Origin of the sequence: Rhodococcus sp. Leaf225 (assembly GCF_001426145.1) — a bacterium.
Taxonomy (GTDB): domain Bacteria; phylum Actinomycetota; class Actinomycetes; order Mycobacteriales; family Mycobacteriaceae; genus Rhodococcoides.
The window spans coordinates 350222-376441 of record NZ_LMRN01000025.1; the positions used below are offsets into that span (position 1 = coordinate 350222).

Consider the following 26220-nt stretch of genomic DNA (forward strand, 5'->3'; position numbering starts at 1 on the left):
TCATGTCGAAGCCCGTCCAGTTACCCGAGCCGATTGCCACGACGTGGGAGTGGCAGTTGAACGGATTGTGCCGCGGTATGGATTCTGCCGTCTTCTTCCATCCGGAAGGTGAACGGGGACATAAGAGAACCGCTCGCGAGGAGCAGGCCAAACGGGTCTGCGAGCAGTGCCCCGTGCTGATGCGGTGCCGTGATTACGCGGTGGCCGCCGGTGAGCCGTACGGCGTCTGGGGTGGTTTGTCGGCGCCCGAGCGGATGCTGGGAAATGCGCTTTCCGATCAGCGCGCAATCGGTTGAACAGATGAATTCACGGTGATCGAAAACTGCACGAAGCTTGAATTGGTGGACATTATCCGACGCGGTGCCTGTACAGCGTAAAGCTCTTCGGGTGTTCCCCTCGGACGGCGCCCGGTCTACCGTGATTCGCATGTGCCGAAACATCACCGAACTGCGCGGCCTCGAGCCTGCGGCGACGGACGAGGAGATCGAGGCGGCCGCGCGTCAGTACGTGCGCAAGGTCAGCGGACTCCGCACACTGTCGGACGCGAACCGGGACGCCTTCGAGACCGCCGTGGCCGAGGTCACCGCGTCGACCACCCGGTTGCTGAGCGTGCTCCCGCCCCGCAAGCAGCCGCCGCAGACGGTGCCGCCGCTACGCCGCCTGGCGCACGCGCACCCTCACTGACCCAGGGGATCGTGCTGGACGTTCTGCATCGGCGTCCCCACCTTGCGCAGTGCGTACAGGGTGGTGCGCACCATCGACGGTGATCCACACACCTGGATCTGCCGATCGGCCCACGATCCGAACCGCGTGACCACCTGCCCGAGCTTGCCCACCATGGTGTGGTTCATGCCCGGCGGGAACTCGCGTGCCGGACCGGGCCGCCACCACGGCTCCTCGGGCTGCTCCACGACCGGCACGATGGTGAGCCACGGGTTGGTGCGTGCCAGGTTCCACAGCGTGTCCAGGTCGTAGAGGTCGCTCGGATACTCGCCGCCCACGAACAGATGCACCCGCGGATTACGGCTCCGCATCGCCATGTCCATCAGCTGCGCACGCAGGGGGGCGATGCCGGTGCCACCCGCGATCATGAGCACGTCCTCGCTGCCAGGCGACGTGTCCACACTGAGTCCGCCCAGCGGCGGCCCGAGCAGCCAGCGGTCGCCCACCGTGGTCTCCGAGACGATGGCCGGACTCACCCAGCCGGCCGACACCCGCCGGACGTGGAACTCGATGCCGCGGTAGTCGTTGGGTGCGATCGCGGGGGAGAGGTACCGCCACATCCGTGGACGCTGCGGGATCTGCACGCTGAGGTACTGGCCGGCGGCGAAGGGAATGTCGGCGTCCGTCTGCAGGCGCACGATCGCGAGGTCGTCGAGCACGCGATGGTGCTCGACCACCGTCGCTCCCCAGTACGGCGGCAGGTCCTCGGTGTCGGCCCCGACGGCCATCGAGTTGCAGATCATCGACACCACGCGGCGCCACGCCGCGTCGGTCTCGTCTGTCCAGACGTCCGGGTCCGCCGTGGTGCGGAACGCGTCGACCAGCGCGTTCTGGGCGGCGAGAAAGTGCGCGCCGGTCAGGCCGTGCTTGCGGTGGTCACGCCCGAGTTGATGCAGGAAGGGCAGGAAGTCGCGGTCGTCGAGGTGCCGGACGACGTGGTCGACGGCGCGCAGGAGGCGGTGCCGCTGCTGATCCATGGCGGCGGGGAAGAAGCCGCGGAAATCGGGGTACTCGGCGAACAGCCGAGCGTAGAAGGCGCCGGCCACGGTGTCCGCGCCGTCGTCGGACAGCGCGGAGGCAACTCCGGCGCGCACTCGCGCCAGGGCCTGCGGGTCCAGCAATGGGCACCTTCGATGGTCGTGGCGGGTGACGGGTTCGTGCGCGAGTGGTGTGTCCGAGAGTAGTGGTCGTGTCCGGTCACGGCCAGCGCGCTGGGCGGCGCCCTCCTGCGTGATGCGGCGTCAACAAACTTGAGCGGAATAGACTCAAGTCGACTAAGGTTGTTCTCGTCGATACACCCGTTCGACCCGAAGGAAGGTGACCGGTGGACTCGTTCACTCCCACCACGAAGACCCAGGCAGCGTTGACCGCTGCACTGCAGTCGGCATCCGCAGCGGGCAACCCGGACATCCGGCCGGCTCACCTGCTCGTCGCACTGCTCGACCAGACGGACGGCATCGCCGCGCCGTTGCTGAAGGCTGTCGGCGTCGACCCGAGCGCGATCCGCTCGCAGGCGCAGACTCTGGTGGACCGTATGCCGTCGGCCACCGGCTCCACCACCCAGCCGCAGCTCGGACGTGACGCGCTGGGCGCGATCACCGCCGCTCAACAGCTGGCCACCGAACTCGACGACGAGTACGTCTCGACCGAGCACCTGGTGGTCGGACTCTCGACGGGCGATTCCGATGTCGCGACGCTGCTCCAGAGGAACGGGGCGACACCGGCGGCGCTGCGCGAGGCGTTCACCACCGTGCGTGGCAGTGCCCGCGTCACGAGCCCGGACCCGGAGGCGACGTACCAGGCTCTGGAGAAGTACTCGACCGACCTCACCGAGGCCGCACGCAGCGGCAAGCTCGATCCGGTCATCGGTCGCGACACCGAGATCCGTCGTGTGGTGCAGGTGCTCTCGCGCCGTACCAAGAACAACCCGGTGCTCATCGGTGAGCCCGGCGTCGGCAAGACCGCGATCGTCGAGGGCCTCGCGCAGCGCATCGTCGCCGGCGACGTCCCGGAGAGCCTGCGCGGCAAGACCGTCGTGTCGCTCGACCTGGGATCGATGGTCGCGGGCGCCAAGTACCGCGGTGAGTTCGAGGAGCGGCTCAAGGCCGTGCTCGACGACATCAAGAACTCGGCCGGCCAGGTCATCACGTTCATCGACGAGCTGCACACCATCGTCGGTGCGGGCGCGACGGGCGAGTCCGCCATGGACGCGGGCAACATGATCAAGCCGATGCTCGCGCGTGGTGAGCTGCGGTTGGTGGGCGCCACGACGCTCGACGAGTACCGCAAGTACATCGAGAAGGACGCCGCACTCGAGCGCCGGTTCCAGCAGGTGTTGGTCGGTGAGCCGTCCGTGGACGACGCGGTCGGCATCCTGCGCGGCCTCAAGGAGCGGTACGAGGTGCACCACGGTGTGCGCATCACCGACTCCGCCCTGGTCGCCGCCGCCACACTGTCGGATCGCTACATCACCTCACGGTTCCTGCCGGACAAGGCCATCGACCTCGTCGACGAGGCCGCGTCCCGCCTCCGCATGGAGATCGACTCGCGTCCGGTCGAGATCGACGAGATCGAGCGTGTCGTGCGCCGACTCGAGATCGAGGAGATGGCGCTGGCCAAGGAGACCGACGACGCGTCGAAGACCCGTCTCGAGAAGCTGCGCGGTGAGCTGGCGGACAGCAAGGAGAAGCTGGCCGAACTGAGCACGCGCTGGCAGAACGAGAAGAACGCCATCGATTCGGTGCGCGACCTCAAGGAGCAGCTCGAAGCGCTGCGCGGCGAGTCCGAGCGGGCCGAGCGCGACGGTGATCTGGGCAAGGCCGCGGAGCTGCGCTACGGACGCATCCCGTCGCTGGAGAAGGAGCTCGCGGAGAAGACCGCGGCCACCGTTCCCCAGGGTGACGTGATGTTGAAGGAGGAGGTCGGTCCGGACGACGTCGCGGACGTGGTCGCGGCGTGGACCGGTATCCCCGCGGGCCGGATGCTCGAGGGTGAGACGGCGAAGCTCCTCCGCATGGAGGACGAGCTGGGCAGGCGTGTCGTCGGTCAGGACGACGCGGTCCAGGCCGTGTCCGACGCGGTGCGCCGCGCTCGTGCCGGGGTGTCCGATCCGAACCGGCCCACCGGGTCGTTCCTGTTCCTCGGACCGACGGGCGTCGGCAAGACAGAGCTCGCGAAGTCGTTGGCGGACTTCCTGTTCGACGACGAGCGTGCCATGATCCGCATCGACATGAGCGAGTACAGCGAGAAGCACTCGGTGGCTCGACTGGTCGGTGCCCCGCCCGGATACGTCGGGTACGAGGCCGGTGGTCAGCTGACCGAGGCCGTGCGTCGTCGGCCGTACACAGTGGTGCTGTTCGACGAGGTCGAGAAGGCGCACCCGGACGTGTTCGACATCCTGCTCGCCGTGCTCGACGAGGGCCGTCTGACAGACGGTCAGGGCCGAACGGTGGACTTCCGCAACACGATCCTGATCCTCACCTCGAATCTCGGTGCGGGTGGCGACAGGGACCATGTGATGGCGGCGGTGCGTAGCGCATTCAAGCCGGAGTTCGTGAACCGGCTCGACGACGTGGTCGTCTTCGACGCCCTGAGCGAGGAGCAATTGCAGTCCATCGTCGACATCCAGCTGCTGCAACTGCAGCGCCGCCTGTCGGCTCGTCGACTCACGCTGGACGTCACGCCGTCGGCCCGGTTCTGGTTGGCCGTACGGGGTTACGACCCGCAGTACGGCGCCCGGCCGCTGCGTCGCCTCATCCAGCAGGCCATCGGCGATCAGTTGGCCAAGCTGCTGCTGGCGGGCAAGGTCGTCGACGGTGACACGGTCACGGTGGACACGTCGGAGGACGGCGCGACGCTCGAGCTGAGCTGAGATCGACGCGTCAACCGTGCACGTGAACATCGATCGTCCACTCGGGCAACGGGTCCGGATAGCCCCTCCAGGCGTCCGGACCCGCTGTCACCTCCGCGTCTGTCAGCAGTGCGGTGTCGAGAAGGTCACGAACCATGTCCGGGCGTAGTCGTACTCCGATGACAACGATCTCCTGGCCGGCCGGAACGTCGATCTCCGACCACGGTTGCGCACCGTCGATGGTGAGGTTCGGGCCCGCTTGCGACCACACCGCCGCCCGGTCCGGTCGCGACGCGATCCAGCAGAAACCTTTGCTTCGCAACACATCGTGCAACCGGTCGAGTGTTCGGTTCAGGCGCGTGGGGTGGAACGGCCGGTCGGCGGTGTAGACGAAGCTCGAGATGCCGAACTCCTCGCTCTCCGGCACGTGGGTGCCGGTGAGCTCGTCGTCCCAGCCCGGGGCGAGTAGCGCGGCCTCGGGGTCGTAGAGACCGGTATCGAGGATTCGGGCGGGGTCGATGACCCCGTTGATCGTGCGCACGACCTCGGCGCGGGGATTGAGCCGTCGCACGGCGGCGTCGGTGGCTCCGGCGAGAGCGTCGGAGACGAGGTCCGTCTTGCTGATCAGCACGATGTCGGCGAACTCCACCTGGTCCACGAGGAGGTCCGAGATGGATCGCTCGTCACCCTCGGCGACATCGAGCTCACGGTCGTCGAGTGTGTCGCCGCGGGAGATCTCCGTGAGGAAGGTGGAGGCGTCCACGACCGTCACCATCGTGTCCAGGCGGGCCAGGGTGCCGAGGCTGACGGGGGAGTCGCGGTCGGCACCGTCGAAGACCCAGTCGAACGACGCCGCGACGGGCATGGGCTCGGAGACACCTGTCGATTCGATCAGCAGGTAGTCGATGTCGCCTGCCGATGCCAGCGTGCCCACGGTCTCGATGAGGTCGTCGCGAAGCGTGCAGCAGATGCAGCCGTTGGTGAGTTCGACCAGCCGCTCCTCGGTGCGGACCAGCGTGGTCGACCCGGTGACCGACCCGTCGATGAGCCTCGCGTCGATGTTGATCTCGCTCATGTCGTTCACGATGACCGCGACCCTGAGACCCTGCCGGTTCGCGAGCACGTGTTCCAGGATGGTGGTCTTGCCGGCGCCGAGGAAGCCGGACAGGACGGTGACGGGGAGCAGAGGTGCCATGCCGTAATGATAATCATTGTCATCAAGAAGTCGGGTGGGGGGTGTCCCTCACGAGCAGTTCCGAGGCGGGTGCGGGGCGGCCGAGCAGGTATCCCTGCACCAGATCCGCTCCCACCTCGCGCGCCGTGGCGAGTTCCTCGGCGGTCTCCACGCCCTCGAAGATGCAGACGGCACCGATCTCCCGAGAGAACGTGACGATGCTGACGGCGGCGGCACGACGCATGGGGTCGGTGTCGATGCCGCGCACGATCGAGGCGTCGAGTTTGACCACGCCGGGACGCAGTTCCACCAGTTGGCGCAGGCCCGAGTAGCCGGTTCCCACGTCGTCCACCGAGATGAGGACGCCCGCCGAGCGCAACATCTCGACGGCGACGCCCATCCCGTCGTAGTCGTCGATGCGGTCGTGTTCGGTCACCTCCACGATCCAGCGCCTGCCCCTGTCACCGCGCCCGATCAGGTCCGCGGCGAGATCGCTGGACAGGATGGTGTCCGCCGAGGTGTTGACCGCCACGAAGGCGCCCGATGGCAGCACGCTGGACGCGGTGATCGCCGCGTGGATGGCACTGAGTTCGAGGTCCACGCGCAGGCCGACGGTCGACGCGTCGGTGAACCACGTCTGCGGTGAGCCGTACCCGTCGGGGAATCGCGACAATGCCTCGTAGCCGACGACGGCTCCCGTGTCGGTGGTGCAGACGGGCTGGAAGACGATGCTCGGGCCGCCCGACGCGATGAGCGCCGCGATGCGGTCGCGGAGGTCCGCCGACGCGGACGCCCGACTGGCGTGGCGACGCTGCATCGTCGCCTCCGCGCGCGTCATCAGGTGGTGCAGGGTGGTGCCCACGTCGGCATGCGGGTCGACGGTCTCCGCCACCGAGCCCGTCAGAACCGTGACCGGTGCGCTGCGCAGAGGGGTGCTCTCGAGTCCGGTGGCCAGATCTCGCATCGCGCGATCGGCGGAACCGTCCGGACCGACGAGAAGTACACACAGGAACTGCGAGGTGCTCAACCGTGCCGCGACGGCGTCCGCCGGAGCCTCGGTGGTGAGCCGCTCGGCGATCTCCTCGAGCACCTCCCGGCCCGAGCCGCGGCCGAAACGCTGCTCGACGTCCGCGAAGTCGGCGATCTCGACGAAGACGCCGAGAGCGGTGCGGCGACTCTGCACGGACTGCGATTGCGACGTCACCCGGTTGTAGAGCCCGCGTCGCGTCAGCAACCCCGTGAGTGGATCGCGTTGCGAGGCCTCGACCTGTCGGCGGAGGTAGGAGACGTACATGCGGATGACGAAGGGCGTGGCGAACATGCTCATCAGCGCGAGCGTGCGTGACAGCACGAGCCAGATCTCCGTGCCCTGCTCGACCGAGACGGCGGCGAGCACGACGAGCAGGCCGCAAGAGAAGGCGACATGCAATGTGAGGGTGAGGGTGTCGGTGAACGCCGCTGCGAACAGGGAGACCAGCACCAGTACGGCGCATGCCGGCATCGACAGGAACGCGGAGTCGTACATCGTCACGACGGTGAGCACGCCCACGTCGGCGTAGACGACGTAGGCGGTCTCGAAGTGCCTCGGACGCGTGGTCGTGAACCAGGCGACCGCGACGGGAACGGTCGTGGCGGAGAACAGAAGTATCCACACCGCGCCGCCCGGTCGGAGGGCGTCGGAGGGCAGGAGCAGCAGGCCGGCGACGCCGACGAGCACCGTGATGCCCGCGATGACGGCGCGAGATCGTTCTGCTGGTCTCGGCGTCAACGCGAGAAACGACAGAACCGGATCAGGACTGATCCGCTGTGATCTCACGACGACTCGTTTCGACGGTCTGCGGCGCCGGAGTGCGCTGGGAATCAGCACACTCCGACGTCAGACTACCGGCGGCGAGTTCGTGCTGCGGCCAGAACCGAGTCGGCGGCGGGCTTCCACGGCATGCAGATCGCGACGGCCACGGCGCACGCCAGGCAGGCGGACACCGTGACGTACGAGGCGAACTGGAATCCCTCGAGGCTTGCGGACTTCATCGCCAGAATCAGTTCCGCCTTCTGCTGTTCGAACAGCGACGGCGTGGGACGCTTCGCCATCTCGATCACCGCGATGACGGTTTCGGACGCGAAACCCTTCTCGCCGTCCGTCATCAGCGACGAGGGCACCGCATCGACCAAGGGGGTGACCCGCGCGGAGTAGACCGAGGCGACGATCGAACCCAGTACCGCCACACCGAGTGTGCCGCCGATCTCGCGTGTCGTGTCGTTGACCGCCGACCCGGCGCCGGCGCCGTCCAGGTCGACTGCGGACATGATGGAGTCGGTCGCGGGTCCCTGGACGACGGCCAGTCCCAGTCCCATGAGGACCATCGACAGCAATACCGGGCCGACATAGGGCGTGTCCACGGTGGTCTGGCCGGCTATGGCCATCCCCGTACTGACGATGAGCAGTCCCAGCACGATGACGGCGGTGGCACCGAAGCGCTGAGCGATCAGCGTGGCGATCGGTGCGCCCACGCCCACGGCCACCGCGAACGGCAGTGAGTGCAGGCCGAACTCGAGCGGTGAGTACTCACGGACGCCCTGGAAGTACTGGGTGATCATGAACAGGAAGCCGAACATGGAGAAGTAGCCGACGGCGATCGACAGGGCCGGGAGCGAGAAGCGACGGTTCGCGAACAGAGTCAGATCGAGAACCGGAGCGGCCGTGCGCTTCTCCCACGCAAGGAAGCCGGCGATCGCCACGGCGGAGAGCGCGTAGCCGGCGAGGGAGGTGGCCGACAGCCATCCGCGATGCGGGGCCTCGATGATCGTCCACACCAGTGCCGTGATCGCCACCAGTGAGGACACGAGTCCGACGACGTCGAAGCGGCCGACGTGCTCGGCGCGCGACTCCGGGACCAGAACCCGAGCGGCGAGGGCCACGACGAGTGCCACGGGCACGTTGATCCAGAAGACCGAGTGCCACGAGAAGTGTTCCAGCAGATAGCCACCCGCGGTCGGACCGATCGCGATGGCGAAGCCGGCCATGGCCGTCCAGGCGGCGATGGCCAGTGCCTTCTCACGGGGGTCGGTGAAGATGGTGATGATCATGGCCAGCGTCGCCGGGAACACTGCCGCCGCGAAGACGCCCATGACGGCGCGTGCCGCGATGACCTGGCCGAGGTCACTCGACAGCGCCCCCACCACAGACAGCGCCGCCACCCCGAGCAGGCCGATGATCATGACGCGGCGGCGTCCGTACCGATCGCCGAAGTGCCCGAGCGCCAACAGGAAGCCGGCGAACGTCAGTGTGTAGGCATCGACCACCCACTGCAGGCCGGACATCGAGGTCTGGAGCTCGACGCCGATGGACGGCAGCGCGACGTTGACGATGGTGTTGTCGAGGACTACCAGCAACTCGGCCGCGCAGATGACGAGGAGCGCCAGCGCGCGGCCTCGCCCTGACAGCGAGGTGGTGGGTGGTGCCTGATGCAGTGCCATGGAACCCCGCTCCGTCGGTTCTATGCGGTAGCGCATAGAAGGTGGACAGAAGGTAACTGTGTCGCTGCGTCACGGTCAATCGAGTGTGGTGGCCGTCACGCTCGGGTCAGTCGACGGGGGCGACCCGGACATTCGTGGTGCGGCTGGACGCAGATGTCGATCAGATACTCGACCATCGAGGGGGTACGGCAACTGCTGCAGTTCGCCGATCACCTCGAGGTGGTGGAGCCGCACGAGGCGCGGACACGCGTCGCGGAACTCGCGGCAGACCTCGCTCGTCGACATTCCTGACAGTGTCGGTGGCTCCTGTTATCTTCGCACACATGTTCGAGTCGGGGTGGGCGCAGCAGGATCCGGAGGCCATGGGCCTTCCGGTGGCGCTGACCGATGCGTCGATCGAGGAGGCTCTGGACACCGTCGTTCACGCGACCGCCGGCCTCGGCTTCCTGGAGTGGACTCGCTACCGGGCGGCCGCGCACCTCCACGCCCTGATCGTCGCGCCGGTCGAGGCCTCGGACCGCCGACGCCTGGACGCGGCGACGCAGTGCGCCGCCCGCATCGCCACCGTGCTGTCCGTCAGTCAGGGTGCCGCCGACGGCATTCTCTTTCGCGCCCTCGTGTTGCGCGATCGCCTGCCGCGTGTCGCAGAGTGTCTGCGGGACGGGCTGCTCGCGCCGAAACACCTGCACACCATCGTCACTCGTACCGATCTGGTCGACGGCCGCGACTACGCCGACGAGGTCGACGCCGAGATCGCTGCCGCCCTTCGGCGTCGCCGTTCGTGGTCCGACACCCGGCTTCGGGACATGGTCGACTGCGTCGTTCATCGTCATGATCCTGATGCGGTGCGCGAGAGGCGCATCAAGGCCAAGGAGAATCGCTCCTTCTGGGTCGAGAACGCTCCCGACGGCATGGCGGCCGTCGGTGCCACCCTGGCGGCCGAGGACGCGCTGCTCGTCGCAACCCGTGTCGAGGCTCTTGCTGCAAACGTCTGCGCACGCGATCCGCGCAGCCGCAACGCTCGCGCGTCCGACGCGCTGTTCGCGCTCGTCACCGGCACCGGATTCGGTTGTCAGTGCGGCGATCTCACGTGCACACACACGGAGACCGACCCCGACTCGATCAGCGCGACCACCGTCGTCGTGCACGTGGTGGGTGACGCGGCCACCCTGGATGCGGCCACCGCAGCTGCATCGAGCCCGGAAAGTGCAGCCCCCGACACTGGAGCCCCCGACACTGGAGGCCCCGATGCAGCGACTCCGGTGTCGGACACCTCCGGCCGCTCCGGCTTCCTTCACGGTCACGGTGTCATCTCGCCCGACCACCTGCGGGATCTGGCGAACCGTTCCGATGCCGTGCGTCGACGGATGGACGCGACGCCCGCAGCCCATCAGCCGGCCGACCCGTACCGGCCCAGCGCGGCACTCGAGACGTTCGTCCGTGCCCGCGACCAGTACTGCACGTGGCCCGGATGCAACAACCCGGCGGTGACGGCGGACCTCGACCACGTCACCGAGTACGACCACGACGACCCGGCCGCCGGTGGACAGACCACGGCGGTGAATCTCAACGGCAAGTGCCGCTTTCACCACACTCTGAAGACGTTCACCGATTTCCTCGACGATCAGTACCCCGATCCGGAGCTACCCGGCAGAGTCCTCTCGACCGTCACCACCCCGGAGGGCCGCACCGTTCCCGGTCCGGCTCACAACGGATACGACCTCCACCCGGAACTGGCCGACGTCACCTTCGACGACCCGGTGGTGCACCCGCCGCCCGGGACCGAGTCGCCACCGACGAGACGACGCACTCGCCTTGCGGCCGTTCATGCGCGGCGACGCGCCGAACGGGCACGCAACCGCCGAGCTCGAGAAGCCGCAGCGATCGACGACCCGCCACCGTTCTGAACGGCGGTGGCGGGGCTGTCAGACGCGCGCGCCTTCGGCGGCGGTCACTCGTCGCTGACGGAGCACACCGGCCACCACGGTGACCGCTGCCAGCACCGCGGAGAAGCCGATGGCCGTCCGCTGCTCCGGCATGATCACCATCATCACGAGGACGACGACGATGAAGCCGATTGCCAGATACGTCAGCCATGGATACAGCCACATGCGCACCGGAGGTCGGCGACCCTCCCGGTCGAGCGTGCGCCGCAACACCAACTGGCTGGCCGCGATGGCGAGGTACACGAAGAGAGCCACGGCCCCGGTGGTCGCGAGCAGGTACCCGAACAGTTTCTCCGGCAGCGCGTAGTTGCCTACGACGGCCACGAATCCGAGTGCGGTGGAGGCCAGTACGGCGACGTAGGGCACGCCGCGGCTCGACACCTTGCGTACCGCCGCGGGGGCGTCGCCACGCTCGGACAGCGAGAACAACATGCGGCTCGCCGTGTACAGCGCGGAATTCAGGCACGAGGCGACGGCGGTGAGGATGACGACGTCCATGATGCGATCCGCGTGCGGAATGTTCATCTGCCCCAACACGAACTGGTACGAGCCGGTCTCGGCGTCGAGCTCCGCGGCCGGCACCAGGGCGACGACGATGAAGATCGAGCCGAGGTAGAAGATCATGATGCGCCAGATCACCGAGTTGACTGCGCGGGTGATGCCCTTCTTCGGATCGGGCGACTCCGCGGCGGCGATGGTGACGATCTCGGTGCCCATGAACGAGAACATCGTCGTGAGCATGGCGGCGATGACCGCACCGAAACCGAAGGGCATGAACCCGCCGTCCGACCACAGGTGCGACACCCCGCTGACGTCGCTGCCCGGCAGCAGACCCAGGATCGCGAGCACGCCGAGCGCGATGAACCCGATGATCGCGACCACCTTGATGAGCGCGAACCAGAACTCGAACTCGCCGTAGTTGCCCACGCTCAGCAGGTTGGTGACGGTGAGGATCAGCGTGATGGCGAGCGCCCAGATCCACTGGTCACCGCCGATCCACGACGACATGATCAGCGCACCGGCCGTGGCCTCGACCGGGATGACCAGCACCCAGAACCACCAGTAGAGCCACCCGACGGAGAACCCGGCCCAGTGGCCGAGCGCGCGGGTCGCATACGTGGAGAACGATCCGGTGTCGGGGTTGGCGGTCGCCATCTCCCCGAGCATGCGCATCACCAGGACGACGAGGATGCCGGCGAACAGATACGACAACAGCACGGCGGGGCCGGCCAGGTTGATCGCGGTCGCGGATCCGACGAACAGTCCGGCGCCGATGACACCGGCGATCGAGATCATGGTGATGTGACGTGGTTTCAGACTGGTTCCCAGAGCGCCGGGTTGTCCGGTCGCGCTGACTGGGTCCGCGTCCTTGTTGTCGATCGACATGTCAGTTCTCCTCGTGAGATGCGAACCTTCCGAGTCGATCACAACGGTCGGTTCGGTGCCCGGCGCACGGCACATCTCGTCCGATTTGCCCGGTCTTTTCGGGGACTATCCTGAGGTCATGACGACGCCGACCGGACCGCGCGACAACGACGACTCGGCTCGCGACCGCGATCAGCCGACGGAGTACCTCGGCACTCCCGGTCACACGTCGGATCCGGGCCAGGCCTACGGGCAGTCCGGCTACAACCCGACCGAGGCGCTCCCGGCAGGCGACTGGTACGCCCAGCAACCGCCGTACGAGCAGGGCTACCCCCAGCAGCAGCAGTATCCGACTCAGGGCTACCCGACACAGCAGGGTCATCCGCAGCAGCAGGGCTACCCGACGCAGGGCTATCCCCCGTACCAGCAGCCCCAGTACCAGCAGCCCCCGTACCAGCAGAACCAGTACGGCGAGGCGCCCTTCCTCGAGAACGGCGACAGCAAGCCCCCGCGCGGTCCGAAGACCGCACTCATCGTCGTGGCGGCGCTCGTCGTGATCGCACTCATCGGCACCGGGGCCTATCTGCTGTACGACTCGACGTCGTCCTCGCGCACCGCGGCGCCGGCCATCACGCCGCGCTCCGCCCCGCCCACGACCACGGCGCCGCCGTCGACGAGTGTCCCGCCGCTCGGCTCGCTGCCGGGTCTGGAGCAGATTCCCGGGGGAGTGGGGGAGGCGCTGGGGTCTCAGGGGGCCTCCGTGGGCACGATCATCTCGAACGACGGCACCACCATCGTCATGGACGGGATCGGCGGGTCCACCGTCACCGTGGTGACGAACGCGAACACGCAGATCCTCGCGCTCGGCGCCGCCACGGTGGCGGACCTCGCGCCTGGCACCTCGATCGTGGTGCAGGGCACCCCGCTGGCCGGCGGGTCCATCACCGCCGAGGTCATCGTCAGCGCAGGTATCGGCTTCAACTGACGCCGGGGCGTCGACCGACACCACCGAACGAGAGACACCCTCCCCCGCACACGCGGGGGAGGGTGTCTCTCTGTCGATCAGGTCAGGCCTGGCGGGCCATTCCGCGCTCGATAGCCGCGACGATCTGCGGGCGCAGTTCGGCGGCCGCCACGATGTGGTGCACCGAACCGACGGTCCGCGCTCGCTCGATGTTGTGCACCGCCTCGAACTCGGACGCCACCTCACCGAGCTTCTCCGAGCGCACCGCGGTGCGGGTGGCCGACAGCTCCACCTGCAACCGGGCCCGCTCCGTGTCGTCCTCGGAGGAGTTCATGCGTGCCTCGAGATCGCGGACGGACGGGTCGGATGCGGTGCGCTTGTTGACGTCTCGCGTGAAGACCACTGCTGCGGCCGGTGCACCACCGAGGACGGATGCGAACGATCCCTCGACGGCCAGCACCTCCATGTTCTCGTTGAGCGCTCCGGAGAACACCACGAACGCGCCGCCGTGATACCGGGAGACCACGCAGAACACGATCGGTCCGTCGAAGTTGACGATGGCGCGGCCGATCTCGGCACCGTACTCGAGCTGCAGGTTGCGCAGCGACTCCGGTGATCCGTCGAAGCCGGACAGGTTGGCCAGCACCACCAGCGGGCGGTTGCCGCTGGCGGCGTTGATCGCACGGGCCGTCTTCTTGGACGAGCGGGGGAACAGCGTTCCCGACGTCCACTGGTCGGGGCCGTCGGACGGGAACCATCCCTTGCGCGAGATGGCGCGCGATTCGATGCCGATCACCGACACCGGGTAACCGGCGAGGTGGGCGTCGAAGACGACGGACGTGTCCGCGTCGGCCATGTCGGCCCACCGCTCGAGCACGGCGTGGTCCTGATCGACCACGGCGCGCATGACGGTGCGGATGTCGAACGGCTTCTTGCGCTCCGGGTTGGTGGCCGAGGAGAAGATGTCGCCGACGGTCTTGAAGTCGCTCGACGGGTGGACGTGCGGGTAGGTCCGCACGTCGCGGTCGACCGGGTCGACGGTCGTCGTGCGGCGCGGGAAGCGTTCTCCCGGTGCACGATACGCGTGATCGTAGTGCGCGAAGAGGACGTCGCACGCAGCTCCGAGGTTCGGAGCCCAGTACTGCGCCTGCCCGTTGGGGCCCATGACGCGGTCGTAGCCACCGATGCCGAAGTTGTCCTCCGCGGAGACGCCACCGGAGTAGTCCAGGGACTGCTTGCCGGTGAGCACCATCGCGCTCTCCGGCGTCATCACCAGGATGCCCTTGGTGTGCATGAGCATCGTGGCCTCGGCGTTCCAGTACGGCTGCGCGCCGACGTTGATGCCCGCGACGATCACGTTGATCTCGTGACCGGCCTGCGTGAAGGTGATGATGCGGCGCAGAGCCCGCGACACCCAGTCCATGTTCTCCGTGCCGCTGCCCATGGAGATGGTCGCGCCGGAGGAGAGCGCGAACCACTCGACCGGGACGTTCATCTCCTCGGCCAGGTCGATCGCGGCGACGACGCGCGCACACTCGGCCTCGGCCACCGTGCCCAACGCCTTGGTCGGATCGCCGAACAGGGCGACGCGGGTCATGCCCTCCGGGTAGAGCGCCGTCGGCGTGGACACCAGGCCCACGATGATGCCCGCGGTGTTCTGACCGTACGGACGCGAGATGGGCTGCAGCGCACCGGACTCGTCCAGGTCGTACTCGACGAAGGAACCGTCGCGCTTGGTCAGCACGGGGATCAGCTCGTACGGGTAGACGGTGCCGCGTGCCTGCGAGCGCTGCACGTTCTGCGTGTACGTGTCGAGCGGGCGCATGGGCTCGGTGGGCGGGTCGGTGATCTTGGTGACCACTCCGGTGCCGGGTCGGTACGAGAAGCGCAGGGCCTGCATGGTGGGCTCCGCGCCGGGACGCACCACGACGCGGGCCATCATGGTGATCTCCTCGAGACCGGCGGCCACGGTGAGCGGCGCGAGATGCCGGGCCACGATGCGCAGCTTGTCGAGCGGCAGGTTCAGCACCGGCCACACGTAGAGGACGACGCGATTGTGGTCGAGGCGGCGGTTGCCGCGGCGAGCCTGGGCGCGGCGGATGCCGTCGAGGCACGCGGAGAGCGTGCGCTCGATGGCGGGAACCGAGACCACGTTGCCCTGGGCGTCGAACTGCACTGCGGCGTCCCGGATCTCGGCCAGGGCGACCAGTCGCTCGTCCTTGGGGTTGTCCTTCGCCACCAGATCGAACAGGTACGTGCCGGGTGCGGAGGGGATGCGGGTGCCGTCGAAGTTCTTGAGGCGCCACAGGTCCAGTCGCTGACCGGTGAGCGGATGCAGGTCGCGGAGCGAGACGTCCTCTGTCAGAACGCCTGCCTGCGGCCGGAACGTCACCTGGCGCGAGATGCCGGTGCCGCGTCCGAAGACGGTGACCGTGATGCGACGCCACGACGTGGTCGCCGGGTGTGCGGCGATCTCGGTGCGCAGCTCCTCGACCACCTGGTCGCCGTCCTCGGGAGCTGTCGGCCACGAGAGGTACAGATCCACCGCGAGGTTCTCGGGTGCCGGCCCCGCGGTCTCGGTGAGCGCCACCAGCGTCGACGAGAGGCCCGCGCGATCGGTCATCGTCGAGAGCAGGTTGACCTTGCCGCCGACGAGGGTGAAGGTGCCCGAGACATAGTGCTGCCCTTCGCGATCGAAGGCCTTCACGTCCTCGAAGTCACGGATCTCGTAGTACTGGCGGGTGATCACCTCGAGCAGGGCACCCGGATCGGACATGCGCTGGGAGAGCAGCTCCACGAGCGGCTCCTCCGTGGCGACCAGGGCGTCGATGCGCTCCTGGTGATCGTCGGCGTCGGGCCGCTCGGCCAGGTACTGCAGACTGCCGCGGACACCGTCGTAGACCTGCTCGCGCGCCTTGCGGATCTGCGGCTCGTCGAACAACTGGAAACGGAGGTTGCGGGCGACGTCGCCGATCACCGGGTACCGCACCTGGGTCGCGACGACGAGGCGGTCGAGCACCTCACCGACGGCGCTGTCCGCGTCGGGGGCGACCGACGGGTCGGCGATCCACCGATCGAGGAGCGCCGCGATGGCCGGGACCTGGTTCTCGATGCGCTGCTGCGCCAGGAAGAGTCGGTAGACGGCCTCCTCGAGATCGGTGCCGCGATCGAGATCGTTCTTGTCGTAATGCCGCAGTGCGCGAGCCAGCTTGTCGCGGAACTCGTCCGGCAGGCCCTGGACGTCGGCGTCGAGCGACTGCAGGAACGCGTGGAAGTGCTCGCGCGGACTGTGGACGCGCTCGTCGGTGCCCTCCTCGTCCATGGTCGGACGGTTACGCGTCAGCTCGCACATGTCGGCGAAGGTGGTGAGCAGGTCCAGCTCGGCGCGGACCAGCTCGCCGTCCTTGCGCGGGAGTGCCCCGCGCAGAGCGTCGTACTCGGCGATGGTGGCGAGCGCACGGGACGCGCTGACGTCGAATCCGCTGAGGAGAGCCCGCAGTTCGTCGAGACGGGCCAGTGCGTCGATGCGGTCGTCGCGGTCGGCGTCGCCGCACGGCGAGCGGAACTCGACCCGGGCGGTGGTGGAGGCGGCGGCCGTCTCACCGATCGGGTCGACGCGCAGCAACGCCGCGCCGTTGTCGACCTGTGCGTTGACGACGGCGAGCACCTCGCTCACCCGACCGGCAGAGGCGGCGCGCACCGCGGTCTCCATCTTCATGGCCTCGAGGACCACGAGAGTCTGCCCCGCCTCGACCTCGTCGCCCACGGCGACCGGCACGGCGACGACGACGGCGGGGGCGGGTGCGCGCACCAGACCGGCCTCGTCCTGGCTGATCTGGTGGCTCACGCCGTCGACCTCGACGAGATACCCGGCGGGGCCGGGCACGGTGACGACGGAGTAGCGGGTGCCGTCGATCTCGGCGCGACGCTCGAAGGTGCCGAGCCGCTCGATGTCGATGGTGATCTCGTGGTCGTCGACCGCGACCAGGTAGCGGTGCGGTCCCACCTGGCCGACGGTCAGGCGGTAGCCCTGGCCCTGGTAGTTGAGCTCGACCGTGCGGCCGATGTCGTGGCTGGCGCGGGGACGGCCGCCGCGGGCGGACAGCAGGAACTTGGCGCGCTCACGGGCCTCGTCCGCGTCGTAGGCGTCGACGGCCGCGGCGATCAGTGCGACGTCGGCGACGCGGGTGGGGCCCTCCGCGGTGCCCGCGCCGGTGCGGTCGAGCCAGCCGGTGTCGGCAGTGGCGTCGATGAGCTCCTCGCGGTCGAGCAGGTCGAGCAGGAACGACTTCGTGGTGGTGCCGCCGTCGATGACGACTGTGGTCTCGCGGAGCGCGGTGCGCAGCCGGGCGAGGGCCTCGGAACGGTCACGGCCCCAGGCGATCACCTTCGCGACCATGGAGTCGTAGTCGGGCGGGATGACGTCGCCCTGGGCGATGCCCGTGTCGACGCGCAGGCCCGATCCGAGCGGGAACTTCAGCAACCGGACGGTGCCGGGCGCCGGTGCGAAACCGTTGTCGGCGTCCTCGGCGTTGAGTCGTGCCTCGACGGCGTGACCGAACTCGGTCGGGCAGTCGCCCTCGAGCACGTGGCCGCCCGCGACGAGGATCTGCAGCTTGACCAGGTCGAGGCCCGTCGTCACCTCGGTGATGGGGTGCTCGACCTGCAGGCGCGTGTTGACCTCGAGGAACGTGAAGATCTTCTGCTCCGGCTGGTAGAGGTACTCCACCGTGCCGGCGCCGTGATACCCGGCGGCGCGGACCAGCTCCGCGGAGGCGGCGCGCAGCTCGTCGGCCTGCTCCCGGGTCAGGACGGCCGAACTGGACTCCTCGATGACCTTCTGGTTGCGACGCTGGATCGAGCAGTCGCGGACGCCGGGTGCCCACACGTTGCCGTGGGTGTCGGCGATGACCTGGACCTCGACGTGGCGCGCCTCGGTGACGAGCCGCTCGAGGAAGACGACCGGGTCGCCGAACGAGCGCTCGGCCTCACCCTGGGTGCGCTCGAGTGCGAGCTCGAGCTCGTCCTCGGCGAAGACCTTGCGGATACCGCGACCGCCACCGCCGCTGCGCGCCTTGATGATCAGGGGATAACCGATGGCGGCGGCGTGCCGACGTGCATCGGCGCGGGTCTCGACGGGACCACCGCTCCACGGCGCGACCGGGACGCCCACCTTCTCGGCGAGGATCTTGGCCTCGACCTTGTCGCCGAGCAGGCGCATCGAGGCAGCGGACGGGCCGATGAACGTGATGCCCAGGCGAGCGCAGATGTCGGCGAAGGTCGGGTCCTCGGCGACGAAGCCCCAGCCGACCCACACGGCGTCGGCGCGGGCCTCGACGAGTGCGCGCTCGAGTTCGACGTAGTCGAGGTAGGGGTTCTGCACGCCCGTCTTGCGGAGCGTGACGGCCTCGTCGGCCTGGCGGACGAACATCGCCTTCCGCTCGGCGTCGGTGTGCAGAGCGATGACGCGCAGAGGCTCGGCGGACCGCGATTCGTTGTTCAGCTCGCGTACCGCTCGGATGAGGCGAACAGCTGCTTCGCCTCGGTTGACTACTGCTATGCGTGTGAACATGCGCTCCGCCGTCTCGAAGGGAAAGTGTCTTCCGAGCCAGTGTGACGGTCCACGAGCGTACTGGCGAGTACATCTCACCAACGCCCGAAAGGGTCGTGATCGGTCACTGACCTGTGGCGATGCGCTACCCACGGGTATACCGGCGGGTAATGACACGATGGGCCGACGACGGCGCCGTGCCCCGGGAAAAGTACAGTGGAGAGCGATGACAGCGATGTGGTTCGGCCTTGCTCTGATCGCACTCCTCGGTGCGGTGGCACTGCTGTACATCGATCGCGCCCGCCGCGGACAGCAGGGCCGGGTGCGTCAGATCTGGGCGAAAGCGCAGGGCTACCACTACGTTCCCGCCGATCCCGACCTGCCGTCGACCTTCTCGCGCGCGGCCATGGCGAACCAGGAGTTCCTCGGTGCCGTCGACGTGGTCGAGGGTGTGCGACGCGGCGAGGAGTTCGTCCTGTTCGACCTCGAGGACGCCGCGACCGTCGTGGCGGTGCGCCGCGAGGTGGGATCCGACGTCGACCTCGATCTGCGGTCCCGCACGACGCCGCCGCCGAAGGAGGCCGACATGCAGCTCCTCGGCTCGCTGGGTCCGCGCATCATCTTCGCGACCGACCTCGACGTGGCACGGCGAGTCTGTGACCAGCGCATGGTCGCCTTCACGCACTCGGTGCCCGATGTGGTGCAGCTGCTGTGGAGCGAGGGTCCGTGGACGCTGGGCACCGTTCCGGTGGGCAGTTCGGGACGCGACTGGGACGCCGCGATCGACGCCGTCACCCGCCTGTCCGGCCTTCTGCACGTGTTGCCGCCCTCGCGACGCCGCGCAGCACCCGGACGCGACGACTGATCGTTTCATCAGCCACGTGCTGCCGTGAGGAACCTCACCCGTTAGTCTCGTGCGCATGTCGACTCCAACACCGCGGCCCATCGCCCTCGTCACCGGTCCGACGTCCGGCATCGGCGGCGGGTTCGCCCGCCGTCTCGCCGCCAGTGGCCACGACCTCGTCCTGGTCGCCCGCGACACCGTCAGGCTCGAGGCACTGGCCGACGAGCTACGCGCGTCGTACGGCACCTCGTCGGAGATCCTGGGCGCGGACCTCGCGACCGAGGAGGGCCGCGCTGCCGTGGTCGCCCGACTGCAGGAGGGCGTGCAGGTCCTGATCAACAACGCCGGCTTCGGCACGTCCGGCGAGTTCTGGACTGCGGATCCCGCGCTGCTGCAGTCGCAGCTCGACGTCAACGTCACCGCCGTCATGCAGTTCACCCGCGCGGCGCTGCCGTCGATGATCGCGGGTGCGAAGGGCTCGGTGATCAACGTGGCCAGCGTCGCCGGCCTGCTGTCGGGTCGCGGTTCCACTTACTCCGCGTCGAAGGCGTACGTCGTCTCGTTCAGCGAGGGTCTCGCGGGCGGTCTCGCCGGCACCGGCGTCCGCATCCAGGCTCTGTGCCCGGGCTTCGTGCGGACCGAGTTCCACGAGCGCGCCGGCATCGAGATGTCGTCGATTCCGTCGTTCATGTACCTCTCCGTGGACCAGGTCGTCGACGCCTCGCTCGCCGACCTGGAGAAGAACGCCGTGCTGAGTGTGCCTGGGCTTCAGTACAAGTCACTGACTTCGGTATCGCGTCTGGTGCCCCGTACCATCGCTCGCCGCGTGGTCTCCCTGGTCGGCAGCGCGCGCGGTCGCACGTAGGCTCCGGCGGCCGGGGCGAACCCTCGACCTCGGGTCGACGTTCATACTCGACGGCGCTATGTTTCTGGTGTGACTGTTGTGGCCCTGGTGGCGTTCGTGATGATCATCGGTATCGGCTGGATCGTGTCGGTCGTCCGGCGGACACGTCGGTCGGCCGACTCCGTCGCTGCCGGACTGAACCTGCTCGAGATCGAGCTCGATCGACGACGGGCCGTGATCCCCGATCTCGTGCGCGCTGCCGTCGACGCCGATCTCGACCGCGCCGCCGTGAACCAACTCGTCGGAGCGCGGTCGCTGTCGGCCATGATGCGGGATCGGCGCGCCGAGCTCGGCGCCCGGGCCGGCGCCGAGAACGCGCTGTCGGTCGCGCTGCACGAGGTGCTCTTCGACGGTCGGGCCAGTGGGCCTCTCGGGTGGGACTTCAGCTCGCCCGCAACGGAACTCGATCGCATCGAGCATCGCGTCGCCGGGGCCGTCCGCGTGTACAACACGCAGGCCTCGTCGTTGGCCTCGCTCGCCGACTCGCCGCTGTCCGGACCCGTCGTCCGGCTGTTGGGCGTCCGGGCGCCCGAGGTGTTCGCCGAGACCGCGGACGCCGACACGGCATGGTTGCGGGCGCCGCAGCACGCCGCCTGAGCGCACCCGATAGATTCACTGCTCGTGGCAGCTACCGAGAAGTCCGAACTGGCAGAACTGGTCCGCGAGTTGGCCGTCGTGCACGGGAAGGTGACGCTGTCGTCGGGCACGGAAGCCGACTACTACGTCGACCTCCGCCGTGCGACGCTGCACCACCGCGCCGGTGCCCTCATCGGGCAGCTCATGCGAGAACTGGTGTCGGACTGGGATTTCGACGCCGTGGGCGGACTCACCATGGGTGCCGACCCCGTCGCGTTGGCGGTCATGCACGCGCCGGGCCGTCCCATCGACGCGTTCGTCGTCCGCAAGGCGGCCAAGGCCCACGGCATGCAGCGCCAGATCGAGGGCCCGGACATCGTGGGCAAACGGGTCCTGGTCGTCGAGGACACCACCACCACCGGCAACTCCCCGCTCACGGCCGTCGCGGCTCTGCGTGACGCCGGTGCCGTCGTGGTGGGCGTCGCGACGGTGGTGGACCGCGCCACCGGCGCCGACGCGGTCATCGCGGCCGAGGGTCTCGAGTACCGGTCCCTCCTCGGTCTGGGCGACCTGAACCTCTGAGCTCTACTGCCAGCCGACGGCGGTGAAGGGCGCGTTCGTCGTCACGCGGCCGACGATGCCGGCGTGCGCGAAGTCCTTGGCCGTGGCCACCGCGTCCTGGACCGAGGAACCCTTCGCCAGCTCGGCGGTGATGGCGGCGGCGAAGATGCAGCCGGCTCCGGAGACGCGCTCCTCGCCGATCTTCGGCGCACGGAACACCGAGACGTCGGTACCGTCGAACAGGACGTCGACGGCCTCGTCGCCGGGCAGACCCGCGCCGCCCTTGACCACCACGTAGCGCGGTCCGAGGTCCGCGATGCGGCGGGCGGCCTCCGACAGATCGTCGACGGACTCGATCGAGTCCATTCCCGACAAGGTCTGCGCCTCGAAGAGATTGGGCGTGACGACGGTCGCGAGCGGGAGGATCTCGGCGCGCAGGGCGTTGTCCGTGTCCAGCGCCGCGCCCGGCTCCTGGCCCTTGCAGATGAGGACGGGATCCACGACGACGTGTCGCCACGGCTGCTGACGGAGCGACTCGGCGACGGTGGCAACGGTCTCGGGTGTGCCGAGCATGCCGATCTTCACGACGTCCAGTGAGTGGGCAGCCGTCGCCGCCTCGATCTGGTCGGCGATCACCGGTCCCGCGATGGGGACGAAACGGTGGCCCCACCCGGCCTTCGGATCGAACGAGACGATGCAGGTGATGGTGCCGACGCCGTAGACCCCGAGCCGCTCGAACGTCTTGAGGTCGGCCTGCAGGCCGGCGCCTCCCGTGGCTTCGGATCCGGCGATGACGTAGGCGAGTGTCGGCATGTCTTCATCATCCCAAAACGCCGAGAGCGCGTGGGTGCGGGGCCGAGAGAGCCCCCGCACCCACGCGCTCGGTCGTCAGGAGCGAGTGCCCTTGCGACGCGAGAGTGCGAACGCACCGACACCCGCGACGGCGACGACGGCCACGCCGGTGCCGATCGCGGCGACGGGCAGTCCGCCCTCGTCGTTCGAGGCACTCGCCTGATCCGACCCCGCGAGGCTCGACTCGGACGACACGAGACCGATCTCCGGCAGTTCGCCGGCGACGATGACGTTGCCCTCCTCGTCGTCGGTGAAGTAGTCGACCACCTTGAACGTGCGCGTCGGGCCGTCGACGTAGAAGCCGATGAGACGGATTCCGGAGGCAGTGACCTCGACCGTGGTGGAGTCGATGGTGGCGACCTCGACGTCCTCCTTCTTCTCGTCGCCGACCTCGACCGTGACGGTCTCCTCGGCGGCGTTCTCCGCGGCAGCCTCGTCGGCGGCCTTCTTGTCCGCGGCATCCTTCGCAGCTGCGTCGGCCTCGGCCTTCGCTGCTGCGGCGGCCTCGGCTGCTGCTGCCGCCTCGGCGTCACCGGCTGCTTCGAGCCGCTTCGCGTTCTCCTCGGCGACCGTGGCGGCCACCTGCGTCGTCGCTGCCTTGACGACAGCGGCGAAGAGCGTCGACGCCTTCGCATACGCGGCCTGGATCGCCGTGGTGACCTTGGCGGCGTCGAGCGTCGCGAACGCGTCACCGACGGCCTTCAGCGACTCCTCGGCAGCCTTCGTGGCCTCCTCCGCGGCGGTGCGCGCGGCGGCTGCGGCCTCGGCCTTCGCATCGGCGTCCGCACGCGCGGACTCTGCCTCGGTCGGATCCGCGGCAACGTCGCCCTCGAGCTCGTCGGCCTTGTCCTTCGCAGCGTCGGCCTCGGCCTGAGCGGCGTCCGCCTTGCTCTTCTCCTCGTCCGCTGCAGCCTTGGCGGCGTCAGCCTCTTCCTGCGCCTTGGCGGCGACACCGGCGGCGACGATGCTCTCCTGCTCGGCGACCGACGCCGATTCCTCGGCCTTGGATGCCTCGAGCTCGGCCTTCGCTTCGTCGACCTCGGCCTCGGCAGCGGCGTCGCCGCCCTGCGCTGCGGCGATGGCGTCGTCGAGGAATGCCTGCGCCTTCTTGATGGCGTCGACGGCGGCCTTGGTGGCGTCCTTGGCCACCTGCAGTGCCTTCTTCTCGTCCTCGGTCAGCTTCGCGTCGATGTCGACCTTGATGGAGGAGTTGCCCTCGTCGTCGACCACGACGGAACCGGTGACCTGCGGCAGCGGCCGGGCCGGGGGAGCGGTGGTGGGCACGGTGGTGACCGGCGGCGCATCCGTCGCCGAGGGTGCCTGCTCGGTGCTCGACGTGGCGGGAGCCTCGGTGGTGGTGCTCGTGGAGGACTCGCTGCTCTCCGAGCTGTCCGGCTGATCCTGCTGGGCGACGGCCACGGCGGGTGCGGCGACAGCCAGCGACACGGCGAGCACGGCGCCTGCTGCAGCGAGCCGCGTCCTGCGGGCACGGGTGATGGACTTGTCCGACATGAATGGCCTTTCGATACCGAAGACGGCATTCCTGCCGTATCCGAGAAGCGGTGAAGAATGGTGTACGCGTCCCCCGACCGAACAGAACGTACCTTCCGGTCCGCCTAGACCTTTACTTCAGAGTTAGTTCGTCATCGAAGTGTGACCTTTGGTGCAGATGGTGTTAATGCGGTGAATGTGACTGGTGTGATTCGGTTTTCCCTGGTCAGTCGCCGACGGTGAGCGCTGTCGCCTCGTCGACGCTGTGCGGAGCGGGGTCGTGGTCGTCGACGTGTGCGAGGACCTTCCGGCCGGTCGCGAGAACGCCGATGGCCAGGAAGGTACAGGCGGCGCCCACCCAGAACGGCACGTGCACATTGGATTCACCGAGCTTGCCGGCGAGGTACGGGGCGGCAGCGCCGCCGGCGAACCGCACGAAGCTGTAGGCCGCCGAGGCGGTCGACCGTTCGACCGGCGCCGAGATCATGACGGTCTCGGTGATGAGGGTGTTGTTGACGCCGAGGAACAGTCCGGCGAGGACGACGCACACGATCAGAACCGGCTTGCTCTCCGTGAACAGAGCCATCGCGGCGAGGTCGGCGGCGAAGAGGAGCAGCGCCAACATCATCATGTTCAGCGTCCCGAACCGGCGCTGCAGGCGCGGTGCGAGGAACACCGAGGCCACCGCGAGCGCGAGTCCCCAGCCGAAGAAGATGAAGCCGATCGCGTAGGTGCCGAGGTCGAGCGGGAACGGCGTGTAGGCGAGCAGGGTGAAGAATCCGTAGTTGTACAGCAGTGCCGTGATGCCGACCGTGAGCAGCCCGCGGTGCCGCAGTGCGCGGAAGGGGTCCGCGAGAGAGGTTCGGTGCGTGGGCTTCTCGCCCTCCGGCAGCATGACGACGAGCAGCACGACGGCCACGGCCATCAGGACGGCGACGCCGAAGAACGGGCGCCGCCAGCTGATGCTGCCCAGGACGCCGCCGACCAGCGGGCCGGTGGCGATGCCGATGCCCAGTGCGGCCTCGTACAAGATGATGGCCCGCGCGACGCCACCGCTCGCGGCGCCGACGATCGTCGCCAGGGCGGTCGCGATGAAGAGTGCGTTGCCCAGTCCCCAGCCGGCGCGGAACCCGACGATCTGGGTGATGGTGCTCGACGAGCCTGCGAGCGCGGCGAACACGATGATGATCGCGAGACCGGCCAGCAGTGTCTTCTTCGGGCCGAAGCGCGACGAGACGACGCCCGTGACGAGCATCGCCACGCCCGTCACCAGCATGTAGGACGTGAACAGAAGAGACACCTGCGACGGTGTCGCGTTCAACTGTTCGCCGATGGGCTTGAGAATGGGATCGACGAGGCCGATCCCCATGAAGGCGATGACACTGGCGAACGCCACTGCCCACACGGCCTTCGGTTGCTGCAGAAGGCTCGGCTGGGACGCGTCCTTCTTCTCCTCGATCGTCGTCACGGGTGTTCCTTTCGTGCTGTGTTCTTGAGTACGGAGCGCAGGTCGTCGAGGCCCTCGACGATGCGTCGGAGTTGGTCGGGATCGGGCTCGCCCAGGTGGCGGAGCAGTCCGTCGCCGATGGCGCGACGCGAGTCGGCGAGCCAAGTGCGTCCGTGGTCCGAGATCGACACGACCACGGCGCGGGAGTCGGTCGGATCCGTCATGCGGTCGACGAGACCGTTCTCGTGGAGCGTGCGCAGCAGGGCCGTCGCCGAGGGTTGCGAGCATCGGTCGAGGCGGGCGAACTCGCTGATCCGGATCGCGCCGTACTCGTCGAGCAGGGAGAGCGCGCGCGACCACGTACGGGGATGCTCCGCGGGCGCGACCGAGGCCGCGAGCCGGGTGAAGCGCGAGGTCGTGGTGACCAGTTCGGACAGCAGTGTCCGCAGTTCGTCGGTTCGCATCGCCGTGGTCTGCACTCCCTTAACGTTACAT

20 protein-coding genes are annotated in these 26220 nt (G+C 68.4%); 10 read left to right on the forward strand and 10 right to left on the reverse strand.

From position 1 onward, the window contains the following. Positions 1-2: 2 nt before the first annotated feature. Positions 3-296, forward strand: coding sequence for a WhiB family transcriptional regulator (locus ASG69_RS19995; protein ID WP_027506434.1), 294 nt, complete (start codon positions 3-5; stop codon positions 294-296). Positions 297-426: 130 nt separating this feature from the next. Then, positions 427-684, forward strand: a complete 258-nt coding sequence (locus tag ASG69_RS20000; RefSeq protein WP_027506433.1) for a DUF2277 domain-containing protein — start codon at positions 427-429, stop codon at positions 682-684. Here ASG69_RS20000 and ASG69_RS20005 read toward each other — a convergent pair. After that, positions 678-1841, reverse strand: a complete 1164-nt coding sequence (locus ASG69_RS20005) for a globin domain-containing protein (RefSeq protein WP_027506432.1) — start codon at positions 1839-1841, stop codon at positions 678-680. The genes ASG69_RS20000 and ASG69_RS20005 overlap by 7 nt on opposite strands. Positions 1842-2047: 206 nt before the next feature. On the opposite strand from ASG69_RS20005, the gene clpB reads away from it, so the two are divergent. Beyond that, complete coding sequence (gene clpB, locus ASG69_RS20010) at positions 2048-4594, forward strand: ATP-dependent chaperone ClpB (protein ID WP_027506431.1); 2547 nt, start codon at positions 2048-2050, stop codon at positions 4592-4594. 10 nt (positions 4595-4604) lie between these two features. On the opposite strand, the gene ASG69_RS20015 is transcribed toward clpB, so the two are convergent. The 3 genes from ASG69_RS20015 to ASG69_RS20025 form a co-directional block, all read right to left on the reverse strand. Next, positions 4605-5768, reverse strand: coding sequence for a GTP-binding protein (locus ASG69_RS20015; RefSeq protein WP_056443630.1), 1164 nt, complete (start codon positions 5766-5768; stop codon positions 4605-4607). 22 nt (positions 5769-5790) lie between these two features. Beyond that, on the reverse strand, positions 5791-7563 hold the full coding sequence (locus ASG69_RS20020; protein ID WP_056695869.1) for an EAL domain-containing protein: 1773 nt from the start codon (positions 7561-7563) through the stop codon (positions 5791-5793). Positions 7564-7628: 65 nt separating this feature from the next. After that, entirely contained in the window at positions 7629-9224 is a 1596-nt protein-coding gene (locus tag ASG69_RS20025; RefSeq protein WP_037186303.1) for an MFS transporter, read from the reverse strand. Between ASG69_RS20025 and ASG69_RS23380 the strand changes: the two genes are divergently transcribed. Then, positions 9213-9515 carry a hypothetical protein gene (locus tag ASG69_RS23380; protein ID WP_442971105.1) on the forward strand — a complete coding sequence of 101 codons (303 nt, stop codon included), beginning with the start codon at positions 9213-9215 and terminating at the stop codon, positions 9513-9515. The two genes, ASG69_RS20025 and ASG69_RS23380, sit on opposite strands and share 12 nt — an antisense overlap. Before the next feature lie 32 nt (positions 9516-9547). Continuing rightward, entirely contained in the window at positions 9548-11131 is a 1584-nt protein-coding gene (locus ASG69_RS20030) for an HNH endonuclease signature motif containing protein (RefSeq protein WP_156380595.1), read from the forward strand. 18 nt (positions 11132-11149) lie between these two features. Here the strand turns inward: ASG69_RS20030 and ASG69_RS20035 are convergent, their stop codons facing one another. Next, positions 11150-12556: an amino acid permease gene (locus ASG69_RS20035; protein ID WP_056443640.1), complete on the reverse strand. Its 1407-nt coding sequence runs from the start codon at positions 12554-12556 to the stop codon at positions 11150-11152. A gap of 118 nt (positions 12557-12674) precedes the next feature. On the opposite strand from ASG69_RS20035, the gene ASG69_RS23300 reads away from it, so the two are divergent. Continuing rightward, entirely contained in the window at positions 12675-13520 is an 846-nt protein-coding gene (locus ASG69_RS23300; RefSeq protein WP_200933862.1) for a hypothetical protein, read from the forward strand. Between the two features lie 82 nt (positions 13521-13602). Here ASG69_RS23300 and ASG69_RS20045 read toward each other — a convergent pair whose 3' ends face one another. Continuing rightward, on the reverse strand, positions 13603-19071 hold the full coding sequence (locus ASG69_RS20045; RefSeq protein WP_056443646.1) for an ATP-binding protein: 5469 nt from the start codon (positions 19069-19071) through the stop codon (positions 13603-13605). 214 nt (positions 19072-19285) lie between these two features. Between ASG69_RS20045 and ASG69_RS20050 the strand changes: the two genes are divergently transcribed. The 4 genes from ASG69_RS20050 to pyrE all read left to right on the forward strand — a co-directional run bounded on the left by ASG69_RS20050 (position 19286) and on the right by pyrE (position 21956). Then, positions 19286-19915 carry a hypothetical protein gene (locus ASG69_RS20050; protein ID WP_056444305.1) on the forward strand — a complete coding sequence of 210 codons (630 nt, stop codon included), beginning with the start codon at positions 19286-19288 and terminating at the stop codon, positions 19913-19915. Positions 19916-19970: 55 nt separating this feature from the next. Further along, entirely contained in the window at positions 19971-20759 is a 789-nt protein-coding gene (locus ASG69_RS20055; protein ID WP_056443649.1) for an SDR family NAD(P)-dependent oxidoreductase, read from the forward strand. Positions 20760-20828: 69 nt separating this feature from the next. Further along, positions 20829-21395, forward strand: a complete 567-nt coding sequence (locus tag ASG69_RS20060; RefSeq protein ID WP_156380596.1) for a hypothetical protein — start codon at positions 20829-20831, stop codon at positions 21393-21395. A 24-nt stretch (positions 21396-21419) separates the two neighbouring features. Continuing rightward, entirely contained in the window at positions 21420-21956 is a 537-nt protein-coding gene (pyrE, locus tag ASG69_RS20065) for an orotate phosphoribosyltransferase (protein WP_037186299.1), read from the forward strand. Positions 21957-21959: 3 nt separating this feature from the next. On the opposite strand, the gene thiD is transcribed toward pyrE, so the two are convergent. The 4 genes from thiD to ASG69_RS20085 form a co-directional block, all read right to left on the reverse strand. Further along, on the reverse strand, positions 21960-22748 hold the full coding sequence (gene thiD / locus ASG69_RS20070) for a bifunctional hydroxymethylpyrimidine kinase/phosphomethylpyrimidine kinase (RefSeq protein WP_056443661.1): 789 nt from the start codon (positions 22746-22748) through the stop codon (positions 21960-21962). 75 nt (positions 22749-22823) lie between these two features. Further along, on the reverse strand, positions 22824-24299 hold the full coding sequence (locus ASG69_RS20075) for a hypothetical protein (RefSeq protein WP_056443663.1): 1476 nt from the start codon (positions 24297-24299) through the stop codon (positions 22824-22826). Between the two features lie 205 nt (positions 24300-24504). Beyond that, a complete protein-coding gene (locus ASG69_RS20080; RefSeq protein WP_082544409.1) occupies positions 24505-25746 on the reverse strand; it encodes an MFS transporter in 1242 nt (413 codons plus the stop codon). Continuing rightward, positions 25743-26189, reverse strand: a complete 447-nt coding sequence (locus ASG69_RS20085) for a MarR family winged helix-turn-helix transcriptional regulator (RefSeq protein ID WP_056444311.1) — start codon at positions 26187-26189, stop codon at positions 25743-25745. Before ASG69_RS20085 ends, ASG69_RS20080 begins: the two co-directional genes overlap by 4 nt. Positions 26190-26220 lie beyond the last annotated feature (31 nt).